Origin of the sequence: Streptomyces spororaveus, assembly GCF_016755875.1 — a bacterium.
Lineage (GTDB): Bacteria > Actinomycetota > Actinomycetes > Streptomycetales > Streptomycetaceae > Streptomyces > Streptomyces spororaveus.
Window position 1 is genome coordinate 7,368,808 of record NZ_BNED01000005.1, and the last position, 14,280, is coordinate 7,383,087.

The 14,280-nt window shown below is 73.8% G+C and carries 9 protein-coding genes; 3 read left to right on the forward strand and 6 right to left on the reverse strand.

Annotation, left to right across the window (positions count from 1 at the left end):
• Positions 1 to 40: 40 nt before the first annotated feature.
• Entirely contained in the window at positions 41 to 1,207 is a 1,167-nt protein-coding gene (locus tag Sspor_RS35710) for a hypothetical protein (RefSeq protein ID WP_202202794.1), read from the forward strand.
• A 105-nt stretch (positions 1,208 to 1,312) separates the two neighbouring features.
• Here the strand turns inward: Sspor_RS35710 and Sspor_RS35715 are convergent, their stop codons facing one another.
• From Sspor_RS35715 to Sspor_RS35730, 4 genes are all read right to left on the reverse strand, one after another.
• A complete protein-coding gene (locus Sspor_RS35715) occupies positions 1,313 to 3,094 on the reverse strand; it encodes an ABC transporter ATP-binding protein (protein WP_202202795.1) in 1,782 nt (593 codons plus the stop codon).
• Positions 3,091 to 5,013, reverse strand: a complete 1,923-nt coding sequence (locus tag Sspor_RS35720) for an ABC transporter ATP-binding protein (RefSeq protein ID WP_202202796.1) — start codon at positions 5,011 to 5,013, stop codon at positions 3,091 to 3,093. Before Sspor_RS35720 ends, Sspor_RS35715 begins: the two co-directional genes overlap by 4 nt.
• A gap of 160 nt (positions 5,014 to 5,173) precedes the next feature.
• Complete coding sequence (locus Sspor_RS35725; RefSeq protein ID WP_202202797.1) at positions 5,174 to 8,107, reverse strand: FAD-binding and (Fe-S)-binding domain-containing protein; 2,934 nt, start codon at positions 8,105 to 8,107, stop codon at positions 5,174 to 5,176.
• A 40-nt stretch (positions 8,108 to 8,147) separates the two neighbouring features.
• Positions 8,148 to 8,600, reverse strand: a complete 453-nt coding sequence (locus tag Sspor_RS35730; protein WP_202202798.1) for a MarR family winged helix-turn-helix transcriptional regulator — start codon at positions 8,598 to 8,600, stop codon at positions 8,148 to 8,150.
• Between the two features lie 132 nt (positions 8,601 to 8,732).
• Between Sspor_RS35730 and Sspor_RS35735 the strand changes: the two genes are divergently transcribed.
• A complete protein-coding gene (locus Sspor_RS35735; RefSeq protein ID WP_202202799.1) occupies positions 8,733 to 10,595 on the forward strand; it encodes an ABC transporter ATP-binding protein in 1,863 nt (620 codons plus the stop codon).
• A 63-nt stretch (positions 10,596 to 10,658) separates the two neighbouring features.
• Positions 10,659 to 11,504, forward strand: a complete 846-nt coding sequence (mltG, locus tag Sspor_RS35740; protein WP_202202800.1) for an endolytic transglycosylase MltG — start codon at positions 10,659 to 10,661, stop codon at positions 11,502 to 11,504.
• Between the two features lie 159 nt (positions 11,505 to 11,663).
• On the opposite strand, the gene Sspor_RS35745 is transcribed toward mltG, so the two are convergent.
• Positions 11,664 to 12,749: an FAD-dependent oxidoreductase gene (locus Sspor_RS35745; protein ID WP_202204059.1), complete on the reverse strand. Its 1,086-nt coding sequence runs from the start codon at positions 12,747 to 12,749 to the stop codon at positions 11,664 to 11,666.
• A 66-nt stretch (positions 12,750 to 12,815) separates the two neighbouring features.
• Positions 12,816 to 14,195 carry a cytochrome P450 gene (locus Sspor_RS35750; protein ID WP_202202801.1) on the reverse strand — a complete coding sequence of 460 codons (1,380 nt, stop codon included), beginning with the start codon at positions 14,193 to 14,195 and terminating at the stop codon, positions 12,816 to 12,818.
• Positions 14,196 to 14,280: the final 85 nt, after the last annotated feature.

Below are 14,280 nucleotides of genomic sequence, written 5' to 3' on the forward strand. Positions count from 1 at the left end.
CAGGAGGAACAGAAGCATCCGTACAACGCTGGCGGGGGCGGTGCTCGCCACGCTCACCGTGGCCTTACCGGCCCACACGGCCTCGGCGGAGTCCGGCGGCACGCCGGACGCGGGACCGGACTGCAGACCGTCCGTCAGGATCCTGGAGTCGCTCCCGGGGGAGGACCCGTATCCGAACCCGTGGCTGCACCGCACGCAGGTGAACGACATCGGCCCGGCCGGGCTGTCGGTCGGTGTCTCCCACGACCTGCCGGCCTACTGGATCGGCACCAAGGTGTTCGCCGTGCCGCTCCCCGCGGGGGCCACCGGCGGACGGGTGGCGGCCGTCAACCGGTCCGGCCTCATGGTCGGCACGCTGACCACGGCGACCTGGACCGAGACCCTGGCCTTCAGCTACCGGCCGGGGGCACGCGGCGTCACCCTGTTGCCCGGCGGGCACACCGCCGCCGACGTCAACGACCGGGGACACATCGTCGGCACACGCTACGACGACGACCCGGGAGTCACCACCGGCCTCGAATGGGCGGGCGGCAGGATCCACCGCAAACTCCTCGTGCCGCCCGGCTACCGGCTCGACTACGTGACCGGCATCAACAACGCCGGTCAGGTCATCGGCTCCGGCTTCGGACCCTCCGCCACCGGGGACGACGGGCCCGCCAGCCCCGGGCTGCTCTGGTCCGCCGCCGTGGACGCCGGGCCCACCGCCCTCAGCCCCCTCGGCAGCCTCGACCACCAGTACCGGCCGCAGGACATCGACGACTCGGGCCGGATCGCCGGCACCTACCTGTCGGTGCAGGAGCAATGGCTGAACCTGCCCGCCGTCTGGGCCGCCCCCTACGGATCGGTCCGCTACGCGCCCCGGCTCCCGGCGGCCCACCGCGGCACCTTCGAGGGCCTCAGCCCGAACACGAACGTCTCGGTCGGCATCGCCAGCCACTTCCTCTACGCGTGGCCGCCCCCACAGGACCACCCGCAGGAGCGGGCCCAGTACTGGACCGGTGAAGGCCCCATGCGTGCCCTTCCCGCGCTCGCCCCGAACGCCTTCACCACCGCCTACACCGTCACCGACGACGACCGCGTCGGCGGCGCCGCCGAGGACGCCCAGGGCGACACCCACCCGGTGATCTGGACCTGCGCCCGCAAGCAGGCCTTCGTCCCCGCCGACCGGCCGGCCGTGAGGACGGGCGGGGCGGACACCGCGGACTAACGAACCGGGCAACAGGACGACCGGGCGGAACGGTGTCGCCGGGCGGCGGGGGAGCAAGTCCTCACCGCCGCCCGGCGGCACCGGCCCGGGGGTGTCCCGGCCCGCTCAGCCGTGCCAGGACCGCCACAGGGCCGCGTAGGCCCCGTCGGCCGCGACCAGCTCGTCGTGCGAGCCGAGTTCGCTGATCCGGCCCCCCTCGACCACCGCGATCACGTCCGCGTCGTGCGCGGTGTGCAGCCGGTGGGCGATGGCGATGACCGTACGGCCGTCCAGCACCCGAGCCAGCGAGCGCTCCAAGTGCCGTGCCGCGCGCGGGTCCAGCAGCGAGGTGGCCTCGTCCAGCACCAGCGTGTGCGGGTCGGCCAGCACCAGCCGGGCGAGCGCGATCTGCTGCGCCTGCGCCGGGGTCAGTGCCGTGCCGCCGGAGCCGACCTCGGTGTCCAGGCCGGCCTCCATGGCCCGCGCCCAGCCGTCGGCGTCCACCGCGGCCAGCGCCGCCCACAGCTCCGTGTCCCCGGCGCCCGTCCGCGCGAGGCGGAGATTGTCCCGCAGCGTGCCCACGAACACGTGGTGCTCCTGGTTGACGAGGGCCACGTGCTCGCGCACCCGCTCCGCGGGCATCCGTGACAGCCGGGCCCCGCCGAGGGTGACCTCGCCGCTCCGGGGCGCGTAGATGCCCGCGAGCAGCCGGCCCAGGGTGGACTTGCCCGCGCCCGAAGGGCCGACCAGCGCCATCCGGGTGCCCGGCGGAACGGACATGGACACCTGGTGCAGGACGTCCACGCCCTCCCGGTAGCCGAAGTGGACCTCCTGGGCCCGCACGTCCCGGCCCTCGGGCGCCACCTTCGCGTCCCCCGCGTCCGGTTCGATCTCCCGCACGCCCACCAGGCGGCCGAGCGAGACCTGGGCGACCTGCAACTCGTCGTACCAGCGCAGGATCAGACCGATCGGGTCGACCAGCATCTGGGCCAGCAGGGCGCCCGTGGTCAGCTCCCCGACCGACATCCAGCCCCGCATCACGCAGAAGCCGCCGATCAGCAGCACCGAACCGAGGATCGTCACGAAGGTGACGTTGATGACCGGGAAGAGGACCGTCCGCAGGAACAGCGTGTACCGCTCCCACGCGACCCACTGCGAGATCCGCCGCTCCGACAGCGCGATCCGCTCCGGGCCGAGGCGGTGCGCCTCGACCGTGCGGCCCGCGTCCACCGTCTCGGTGAGGACGGCCGAGACCGCCGCATAGCCGGCCGCCTCCGAGCGGTACGCCGACGGCGCCCGCCTGAAGTACCAGCGGCAGCCGATCACCAGCACCGGCAGCGCCACCAGCGCGGCCAGTGCCAACGGCGGCGCGGTCACGGCGAGGGCCCCGAACAGCAGCCCCGCCCACACCACGCCGATGGCCAGCTGCGGCACGGCCTGGCGCATGGCGTTCGCCAGCCGGTCGATGTCGGTGGTGATCCGCGACAGCAGGTCACCGGTACCGGCCCGCTCCAGCACGCCCGGCGGCAGACCCACCGACCGCACCAGGAAGTCCTCGCGCAGATCGGCCAGCATCTCCTCGCCGAGCATCGCCCCGCGGAGCCGTACCAGCCGGACGAAGAACGTCTGCACCGCCAGAGCCAGCGCGAACAGCAGCGCCACACGCCCCAGATGCAGCTCGCGCGCCCCCGTCGAGAGGTCGTCCACGATCCGGCCCAGCAGGTACGGGCCGACCATGGAGGCGATCACCGCGGCCGCGTTCACGCTCACCAGCACCGCGAAGGCCCGCCGGTGGCGCCGGAACAGGCCGCGCACATAGCCCCGTACGGTCGCCGACGTGCCCACGGGCAGGGTCGCGGCCGATTCGGGGGCCGCCGGATCGTACTCCGGCGGCGCCACGCCGATCATGCGGATTCCTCGATCTCTGTGAGTGCTTCTTCCAGCTCTGTCAGTTCCAGCCCGCCGAGCCGCTGCTCCTCGTCGGTCTCGCGGGTGACGACCGCCCGGTAGCGCGGTTCGCTCCGCAGCAGCTCGCGGTGGGTACCGACGGCCGCCACCGTCCCCCCGTCGATGAGCACGACCCGGTCCGCGCGGTCCAGCAGCAGTGGCGAGGACGCCAGTACCACCGTGGTCCGCCCGGCGCGCAGGGCCGCGATCCCGTCCGCGATCCGTGCCTCGGTGTGCGAGTCGACCGCGGAGGTCGGCTCGTCGAGCACCAGTACCTCCGGGTCGGTGACCAGGGACCGCGCCAGCGCGAGCCGCTGGCGCTGGCCGCCCGACAGGGACCGGCCGCGCTCGGTGATCCGGGCGTCCATCGGGTCCTCGGTCCCGTCCGGCGCCGACTGCAGCAGGGCGTCCAGGACGTCCGTGCACTGGGCCGCGCCGAGCGCCGCACCGGAGTCGACCGCTCCGGAGGCCGGCACGTCGAACAGCTCCCGCAGAGTCCCGGACAGCAGCACCGGGTCCTTGTCCTGTACGAGGACCAGGGTGCGCGCGGTGTCCAGTTCGAGCTCGTCCAGCGCGACTCCTCCGAGGAGCACGGACGGCGCCCCGGCCCCGGAACCGGAGTCCGCACCGGAGTCCGCACCGGAGTCCGCACCCGCCTCCGCACCCGCCTGCGCGTCGGACTCAGCGTCCGCCCCCGGGCCCTCGTCCATCGGGTGGCCGCCCAGGCGTTCGGCGAGCCGCCCGGCCAGGTCCGGGTCCCCGCACACGACGGCGGTGAACCGCCCCGCGGGGGCCAGCAGCCCGGTCCGGGGGTCGTACAGGTCCCCGCCCGCGGCCGGTGCCTTCGCGGGGCCGGTGCGCGCGGGACGCCCGGCCGCGGCGTCCGTCCGGGTCAGCGACAGCACCCGCGCGGCCCGCTTGGCGGACGGACGCGAGAAGGAGTAGGCCATGGCGATCTCTTCGAAGTGCCGGAGCGGGTAGAGCAGGGTCGCCACCGCGCTGAAGGCGGCGACGAGCTCACCCACCGCGATGCGCCCGTCCGAGACGAGCGTGGCGCCGTACCAGACCACGGTGATCATCAGCGCGCCCGGGAGCACCACCTGGATCGCGGAGATCAGCGCCCACATCCGGGCGCTGCGCACGGCGGCCTTGCGGACGTCCTGCGAGGCCTCGCGGTAGCGGCCGAGGAACAGCTCCTCACCGCCGATTCCGCGCAGCACGCGCAGGCCCGCGACCGTGTCGGAGGCCAGCTCGGTGGCCTTGCCCGCCTTCTCCCGCTGGACGTCGGCGCGCTTGGTGGCGCGCGGCAGCAGCGGCAGCGAGGCCAGGGCGATCAGGGGTACGCCCACGGCCACGACCACGCCGAGCTCGGGGGCGTAGAACAGCAGGCCGACGCAGACGAGGACGATGGAGAAGACGGCCGCGAGGAAGCGTGAGACGGCCTCGACGAACCATCCGATCTTCTCGACGTCGCCCGTGGACACCGCGACCACTTCGCCTGCGGCGACCCGGCGGGTGAGGGCGGATCCCAGCTCGGCCGTCTTGCGCGCCAGGAGTTGCTGGACCCGTGCCGCGGCAGTGATCCAGTTGGTGACGGCCGTGCGGTGGAGCATGGCGTCGCCGACCGAGATGGCGACGCCGATGCCCAGCAGCAGTGCGCCGACGAGCAGCAGCCGGTTCGGCTCGCGGTCGGCGACGGCGCCGATGCCCAGGCCCACGGCGTACGGCAGTCCGGCGACGCCGGAGAAGTGCAGCATGCCCCAGCACAGGCTCTTGAGCTGTCCGCCGAGTTGGCCGCGCCCCAGCCACAGCAGGAACCGGGGGCCTGAACGAGCGTCGGGTACCCCCGGATCCGGATACGGAAGATCGCTGATCTGCATGACGCCCCATGACTGGTCGAGTGGTCCAAACCGTGCAAGGTTCGCCTTCCGGACCGGTGCCGGGCAATCGATTTTCCGTGGGCCGCCCGCTGCGGCCAGCAGGTTTACGGCACCGGGCAGCGAAGGGCCGCCTGGTCACGGGGGTCGCACGCCCCGGCGCTCACGGGCGGGTGGCGTGCTCCAGTTCGAGCAGCGCCGAATAGTAGACCCGCCCCGTGGCCCGGTCCATGCCCACCTCGCACATCCGGTTCGCCGACAGGTGCGCGTCGAAGGCCCGTGCGGTCACCTCCGCCGCCTCCCGCGCCGTCGCCGAGGCCGTCAGCTCCGGGTGCAGCATGCCCCGGTCGCCCGCGAAGGCGCAGCAGCCCGCGTCGTCGGGGACCACCACCTCCTCGGCGCAGGCCTCGGCGACGGTGCGCAGGTGTGCCTCGTCGCCCAGGTGCCGCATCGAACAGGTGGGGTGGAGCACGGCCGAGCCCACCCTGCGCCGGACCTCCAGACGCGCAAGCAGCTCCTCGGCGGCCCACACGGGCGAGTCGAGGATCCGCAGCTCGGCGTGGAGGGCACGGTTCTCCGGCGTCAGGTACGGGACCACCTCGCGCGCGATGCCCAGCGTGCAGGAGGAGGCGTCGACGACCAGCGGCAGCAGCCCGCCGGCCGTCCAGCCCCAGGCCGCCTCGACGATCCGGTTGGCCATCACCCGGGCGCCGGCCTCGTAGCCCTTGGAATGCCAGATCGTCGCGCAGCAGGTGCCGGCGACATCGCCGGGGATCCAGACGGGCCGCCCGGCCCGTTCCGAAACGGCCACCACGGCCTCGGGCAGGGAGGGACCGGACCGGCCCTCGGGGCCGCCGAAGATCCGGTTGACGCAGGCCGGGTAGTACACGGCCGCGGCGCCCGCCCTCCGGGTCGGCGGAAGCCGCCGCGCGGCGCCGGGGAGCTGCGCCGACCACCGCGGAACCAGGTCCGGACGTACGGCCCTGCGCGCGGCCCCGGTGGCCGCTTCCAGCAGCCGGCCCCCGACCCGGGCGGGGACGCGGTCGGCGGCGGCCACGGTCAGCCTGGCGGCGGACTCGGAGGCCGCGAACCGCCGCGCGGCCAGCGCGGCCGCGGCCTCCTCGCGCGGGCTGTGGCGGCGGTGGCGGAAGTCCTTCATCAGTGCCCCGGTGTCGATGCCGACGGGGCAGGCGAGCTTGCAGGTGGAGTCGCCGGCGCAGGTGTCCACCGCGTCGTAGCCGTAGGCGGCGAGCAGGCCGTCGAGCACGGGCGAGCCGGGCTGCTGGCGCATCATCTCGCGGCGCAGCACGATCCGCTGGCGCGGAGTGGTCGTCAGGTCCCCGCTCGGGCAGGTCGGTTCGCAGAAGCCGCACTCGATACAGGGGTCGGCGACCGTCTCCACCTGCGGAATGGTCTTCAGGCCGCGCAGATGTGCCCGCGGGTCGCGGTCGAGGAGGACGCGCGGGGCGAGCACCCCGGCGGGGTCGACGAGCCGCTTGGTACGCCACATCAGGGCGGTGGCCGCGGGGCCCCACTCCAGTTCCAGGAAGGGGGCCATGTTGCGGCCCGTGGAGTGCTCGGCCTTCAGGGAGCCGTCGAACCGCTCCACGGTGAGCCGGCAGAAGGCCTCCATGAAGGCCCCGTACCGCGCGACGTCGGCGGGGTCGGCGGCGTCGAAGGCGAGCATGAAGTGCAGGTTGCCGTGGGCCGCGTGACCGGCGACGGCCGCGTCGAAGCCGTGCTCCGCCTGGAGCACGAGGAGCGCCTCGCAGGCTTCGGCCAGCCGGGACGGCGGCACCGCGAAGTCCTCGGTGATCAGCGTGGTGCCCCGGGCGCGGGCTCCGCCGACGGCGGTGACGAAGGCCTTGCGGGCCTGCCAGTAGCCGTGCACGGTCTTCGGGTCACCGGTGAAGGCGTTGGTGACCGAGGCCACCGGGGCGACCAGGTCGAGCCCGTCGAGGACCCGGGCGGCCCGGTGTGCGCAGGCGTCGCGGCCCGCCCGGTCCGGAGCCCGGAACTCCACGAGCAGGGCGGTGGTCTCCCGGGGCAGCTCCGCCCAGTCGCAGGGCACCCCCGCGACGCTGACCGAGGCGCGCAGGGTGTTGCCGTCCATCAGCTCGACGGCGACGGCGCCCGCCTCGTTGAAGAGGGGCACGGCCGCGGCCGCAGCGGGCAGCGAGGGGAAGAACAGCAGCGCGGAGCAGACTTCGCGGTCCAGCGGGAGGGTGTCGAAGACGACCTCGGAGATGAATCCGAGGGTCCCCTCCGAGCCGACCATGAGCCCCCGCAGGATCTCGACGGGAGTGGTGCCGTCCAGGTAGGCGTCGAGTCGGTAGCCGGTGGTGTTCTTGATCTCGTACTTGGCGCGGATCCGGGCGACGAGCGCGGGATCGGCCTCGATCTCCCGCTTGATGTCCAGCAGCCCGTGGCACAGGTCCGGTTCGGCGCGTGACAGCTCCTCGTCGGCCAGCGGGTCGGCGGTGTCCACGACGGTGCCGCCCGGCAGGACGAAGGTGAGGGAGGAGAGCGTGCGGTAGGAGTTGCGCGTGGTGCCCGCGGTCATGCCGGACGCGTTGTTGGCGACGACCCCGCCGAGGGTGCAGGCGACGGCGCTGGCCGGGTCGGGGCCGAGGATCCGGCCGTGCCGGGCGAGGGCCGCGTTCGCCCGGGCCACGGTGGTGCCGGGCCGGATCCGGGCCCGCCGGCCTTCCTCCAGCACCTCGATCCCGGCCCAGTGGCGGCGTACGTCGACCAGGATGTCCTCGCCCTGGGCCTGGCCGTTGAGCGAGGTCCCGGCGGCGCGGAAGACGACGTCGCGCTGCCGGCCGTGGGCGTAGGACAGCACCGCGGAGACGTCGTCGATGTCCTGGGCGATCACCACGACCTGGGGTACGAAGCGGTAGGGGGAGGCGTCGGAGGCGTAGCGGACCAGGTCGGAGACCTTCCACAGCACCTTTTCCGGTCCGAGCAGCTCGGTCAGCTCGGTGCGCAGCGGCTCGGGTGTGCCGGCGGCGCGGTGCGCGGGGAGCCGGTCGGGCGCGGGGCCGCGGATGCCGCGGGGGCGCAGGGCCCCCGGCTTCGGTTCCAGCAGCGGCATCTGCGACCCCTCGCGTCGTCGAGGCCCACGGGTGGCCTACTCAGCAGGTGTGCTCCGCCGGGGCGTCCGACAGGGCGTTCAGCAGACCGCCGAGCACCTCGCGCTGGTCGGCGGTCAACGGAGCCAGGATCTCCTCCGCCGCGTCGGTTCGCGCGTTGCGCAGACGGCGCAGCGTGCCGCGGCCGGTGTCGGTGAGCTCGATACGGATGACGCGGCGGTTCGCCGGGTCGGGCGCACGCCGTACGCACTCGGCCGCCTCCAGGCCGTCGACGAGGGTGGTCACGGCGCGCGGAACGACTTCCAGGCGGGCGGCGAGATCCGCCATACGGGGTGCCTGCTCGCCCTCGTAGTGCGAGACGAGGCGCAGCAAACGACTCTGGGCGGGAGTGATCCCGAGCGGCACCATGTGGCGCTTCTGGATCCGGTGCAGCCTGCGCGTCAGGCGCAGGAGCTGTTCGGCGAGGAGGCGATCGCTGTCGGAGGCGGAGCTCATGCGGGAACAATATCAGGATGCCGCTCATTGTGAGTATAGGTAACAATGACCTATGCTCCCATGGCGCAGACTTGACCGAATGGGGACGTCGCGAAGACCTCGACCCTGACTCCTGACCCCGAGAGGGTGCCCATGCCGCACGACGAACCGAAGTGGATGCCGCCGAAAGACCCCGTCGACCCCGCCGGTCCGGCCCCGGCGGAGCAGCCGCGCGAGCTGCGCCGCATCGTCGGACTGTTCCGGCCCTACCGCGGGCGGCTCGCCGTCGTCGGCCTCCTGGTCGGCGCCTCCTCGCTGGTCGGCGTCGCCTCGCCGTTCATGCTCCGCGAGATACTCGACGTCGCGATTCCCCAGGGCCGCACCGGGCTGCTCAGCCTGCTCGCGCTCGGCATGATCCTCACCGCCGTCGTCACCAGCGTCTTCGGCGTGCTCCAGACCCTGATCTCCACCACCGTCGGCCAGCGCGTCATGCACGACCTGCGCACCGCCGTCTACGCACAGCTCCAGCGGATGCCCCTGGCCTTCTTCACCCGGACCCGCACCGGCGAGGTGCAGTCCCGCATCGCCAACGACATCGGCGGCATGCAGGCCACCGTCACCTCCACCGCGACCTCGCTCGTCTCGAACCTGACGGCCGTCATCGCCACCGTGGTCGCCATGCTCGCGCTCGACTGGCGGCTCACCCTCGTCTCGCTCCTCCTGCTCCCCGTCTTCGTGTGGATCAGCCGGCGGGTCGGCCGTGAGCGCAAGAGGATCACCACGAAGCGGCAGAAGCAGATGGCCGCCATGGCCGCCACGGTCACCGAGTCGCTCTCGGTGAGCGGCATCCTGCTCGGCCGCACCATGGGCCGCTCCGAGTCCCTCACCTCCGCCTTCTCCGCGGAGTCCGAGAAGCTCGTCGGTCTGGAAGTGCGCTCCAGCATGGCCGGGCGCTGGCGGATGTCCACCATCGGCATCGTCATGGCCGCGATGCCCGCCCTCATCTACTGGGCGGCCGGCATAGCCCTCCAGACCGGCGCCCCTTCGCTCTCCGTCGGCACCCTCGTCGCCTTCGTCACGCTCCAGCAGGGCCTGTTCCGGCCCGCCGTCAGCCTGCTGTCGACCGGTGTGCAGATACAGACCTCGCTCGCGCTGTTCGCCCGCATCTTCGAGTACCTCGATCTGCCGGTGGACATCACCGAGCGCCCGGACGCGGTACGCCTCGACCGGGCCAAGGGCGAGGTCACCCTGGAGGGCGTGCACTTCACGTACGACTCCAAGAACGGTCCGACCCTCTCGGGGATCGACATCACCGTCCCGGCCGGCGGCTCCCTCGCCGTGGTCGGCCCGACCGGCTCCGGCAAGAGCACGCTCAGCTACCTGGTGCCCCGCCTCTACGACGTCACCGGCGGACGGGTCGCCCTCGACGGCGTGGACGTACGCGACCTCGACTTCGACTCGCTGGCCCGCTCGATCGGCGTGGTCTCCCAGGAGACCTACCTCTTCCACGCCTCGGTCGCCGACAACCTGCGTTTCGCCAAGCCGGACGCCACCGACGAGGAGATCGCCGAGGCGGCCCGCGCCGCCCAGATCCACGAGCACATCGCCTCCCTGCCCGACGGCTACGACACCCTGGTCGGCGAGCGCGGCTACCGGTTCTCCGGAGGCGAGAAGCAGCGCCTGGCCATCGCCCGGACCATCCTGCGGGACCCGCCGGTGCTGATCCTCGACGAGGCCACCAGTGCCCTGGACACCCGTACCGAGCACGCCGTCCAGCGGGCCATCGACAACCTCTCCGCGGGCCGCACCACCATCACCATCGCGCACCGCCTCTCCACCGTCCGCGACGCCGACCAGATCGTGGTCCTGGACGCCGGGCGCATCGCCGAGCGCGGGACCCACGAGGAGTTGCTGAAGGCCGACGGCCGGTACGCGGCCCTGGTCCGCCGGGACCGGGACGCCGCGCTCGCGCCCGAGCCGCCCGAGGGTGTCCAGCTGGCTCCGGTAAATGTGTGACCGTATGACCGGCGCACGGGTCGGGTGCCGGAAATGTGATGAATGGCGGGTTAGCGTTCCCGCATGCGTCATGAGTACCGGCCGCCGCAGCGCCGTTCCCGGCTGACCCGCCGGGGCCGGCTGGCGCTCTTCCTCGGCACGCTGCTCGCCCTCGGCGCGGCAGTCCTGATCCCGATACTGCGCGGTGGCGACGTGCCGGAGACGCCACGCCGGCTGCTGATCCCCGAGGGCTGGCGGGCCCCACAGGTGTACGCCGCGGTCGACCGCGAACTGAAGCTCGCCCCGGGATCGACCAAGGCGGCGGTGGCCACCGCCGGGCTGGAGCTGCCCGCGGAGGCCAAGGGCAATCCGGAGGGCTACCTCTTCCCGGCGACCTATCCGGTGACCTCGAAGTCCACCCCGGCCACCCTCCTCGCGCACATGGTGCGGACGGCGAACCAGAAGCTCGCCACCCGGGCCGTCGCCGACGGCGGCAAGGCCCACGGGATGACGCCGTACCAGACGGCCACCCTGGCCAGCATCATCGAGGCGGAGGCCGAAGGGCGCGCCGACATGGGCAAGGTCGCACGGGTGGTGCACAACCGGCTGGCGAAGTCGATGCCGCTCCAGATGGACTCGACCATCAACTACGCGCTGAACCGCAGCACCGTGGACACCAAGCTGAGCGACACCCGGATCGACAGCCCCTTCAACACCTACGAACGCCAGGGCCTGCCCCCCACGCCCATCGACAGCCCGGGGCTGGAGGCGATGGCGGCCGCGGTCGCCCCGACGCCCGGGGACTGGCTGTTCTTCGTCACCGTCAAGCCGGGGGACACCCGCTTCTCGGCGACCTACGAGGAACACCGCAAGCACGTGGCCGAGTTCAACAAGCACCGCGCCGCACACGCGGGCCCGCGCGCGGGGTGACAGCGCCCGCCTGCGTCTGCGGACGGCGGGGTACCACGAGGACGCGGGCGGTCGCCCGGGGCGGCTGCCCCGCTCGCACCTCCACGCGGAAACCGCGGCTCAGCGCCGGACCTGCGGAAAACCGCACGGCCCGGCACCGGCACCGGCACCGGGACCTGATCACGGCACGGGCGTGGCCGCCGGCTCGCGGCTCAGGAGCCGGCGGATCTCGCGGACCGCCGAGCCACCCGCGCGGTTGGCGCCGATGGTCGACGCCGACGGGCCGTACCCCACCAGGTGGATCCGCCCGTCGCGCACGGACCGGGTCCCCTCGACCCGGATGCCTCCGCCCGGCTCGCGCAGGCGCAGCGGGGCGAGATGGTCGACGGCCGCCCGGAATCCGGTGGCCCACAGGATCACGTCCGCGTCCGCACGGCTCCCGTCCGCCCAGGCGGCGCCGGTGGCGGTGATCCGGTCGAACGCGGGCCGCCGGGCCAGCACGCCCGAGGCGAGACCGGCCCGGACGGCGTCGTTCAGCGCGAGCCCCGTCACGCTGACCACGCTCTGCGGCGGCAGCCCCCGGCGCACCCGCTCGTCCACCAGGGCCACCGCGGCCCGGCCCTCGGCCTCGCCGAAGCGGCCGTCACGGAAGACCGGGGGCCGCCGGGTCACCCATATGGTCTCCGCCGCCACCTCGGCGATCTCCAGCAGGTGCTGGACCGCCGACGTGCCGCCGCCGACGACGATCACCCGCGCCCCCGTGAACTCCTGCGGCCCCGGATAGTTCGCGGTGTGCAGCTGGCGGCCCCGGAAGGTCTCCTGGCCCGGGTAGCGCGGCCAGAACGGCCGGTCCCAGGTGCCGGTGGCGTTGATCAGGGCCCGCGCCGACCAGGTGCCGGCCGAGGTCTCCACGCGCAGCCGCCCCGCGTCCCCCTCGCGTACGGCGGACACGTCCACGGGCCGGCGCACGCGCAGGCCGAAGCGGTCCTCGTAGGCGGCGAAGTACTCCCCGACGACCTGCGAGGACGGCCGCGACGGGTCGGCGCCCGTCAGCTCCATGCCCGGCAGGGCGTGCATCCCGTGGACCTTGCCGTAGGTGAGCGAGGGCCAGCGGAACTGCCAGGCGCCGCCCGGGCGGGGCGCGTGGTCGAGGACCACGTGGTCGAGCCCCGCCCGCGTCAGGTGGTAGGCGCTGGACAGACCGGCCTGCCCGGCGCCGACGACCACCACGTCCACGTCCACCGGCGCGTCCGCGCCCCGCGTCATGTCGTTCACGGTTCTACCAACTCGCGGCGAGCGCCGGATCTTCCCGGGCCGCGACAGCGGCGGGTCTCAGCGGGCGCCCCCGTCGTGCGGGCGGGCGGCGCGCAGGGTCGCCAGGACCGGACCGGTCGGCTGAAGGGTGAGCCCCGGGAAGACCCCGGCCCGGTCGCTCCCGCTGTCCAGATGGAACCGCTGCGCCAGCACGGCGAGTACGAGCGCGGCCTCCACCAGCGCGAACCGCGCCCCCAGGCAGGCCCGCGGGCCGCCGCCGAAGGGGAACCAGGCGTGTTCGGGCACCGGATGCGGGGCGTCCGCGTCCCACCGCTCGGGGCGGAAGGCCTCCGGGTCCGGGAACCACCGGGCGTCGCGGTGCACCGACCAGGGGCTGGTCCACACCGAGGTCCCGGCCGGCACCGCCCGCCCGCCGAGGCTGGCCCCTTCCGTGGCCACGGCCGAGATCAGCCAGATCGGCGGGTAGATGCGCAGGGCCTCCTTGACCACCTGCCGGGTCCAGGGCAGCCGTGCGTAGTCGTCGTACGCGGGCAGCCGTCCGCCCAGCACCCGGTCCAGCTCCTCCGTCAGCCGGGCCCGCGCCGCCGGCGCCCCCGACAGCAGCTGCCAGGCCCAGGTCAGGGTGGTCGAGGTGGTCTCGTGGCCGCCGATGTAGAGGGTGATCGACTCGTCCCGCAGCTCCTTGCGGGAGAGCGGGCCGCCGGTTTCGTCGCGGGCGGCGAGCAGCCGGCTCAGCAGGTCGTCCCGTTCCGCGCCGGCCGCCGATGCCGCCTCGTGCTCCCGGATGACGTGTTCGATCTCCCGGTCGAGCACCGCCACGGCCTCCCGCATCCGGCGCCGTCCGGGAGTGCGGACCCATGGCGGCAGGAACAGCGTCAGCCCGCGGAACTCCGCCCCCAGTTCCCGCTGCGCCGTGGCCATGGCCGTGCTGATGGGCGCCTCCCGGCCGGCGGCGTCGCTCCCGAAGAGGGTGCGCACCGCGATCCGCTGGGTGAGCCCGGCCATCTCCCGGTGCACGTCGATCCGTTGACCCGCACGCCAGCCGCCCGCCAGGGCGTCCGCGCACTCCACCATCGTGGCGGCGTACGAGCGCACCTGGCGCGGCCGTACGGCGGGCTGTACCAGGGCCCGTTTGCGCCGCCAGTCGTCCCCGGTGGCGACGACCACCCCGTTGCCCAGCAACTGGCGGAAGGCCCAGCCCAGTTCCGTCGGCCGGAAGGTGGACTCGACGGCCCCGAGCAGTTCGCCCGCGTGCTCGGGCCGGGAGACCAGGATGTTGCGCTGCGGCCCGAGCGCCCAGGACACCCAGTCCCCGTAGCCGTCGCGCAGGGACTCGAAGAAGGCCAGGGGGTCGCGGGCGAAGGCGGGGAGGTTGCCGAGCAGCGGCCATCGGCGAGGTCCGCCGCTCCGGGTGCCCGGGGTCAGGGTCGCGGTCACGCGGGCATGGTGACAGCTGCCCCCGCAGGCCGCCAGAGAACGGACAGGCCCTCCTCGCCGGGGTCCCGCCCCGCCCGGTGGACAG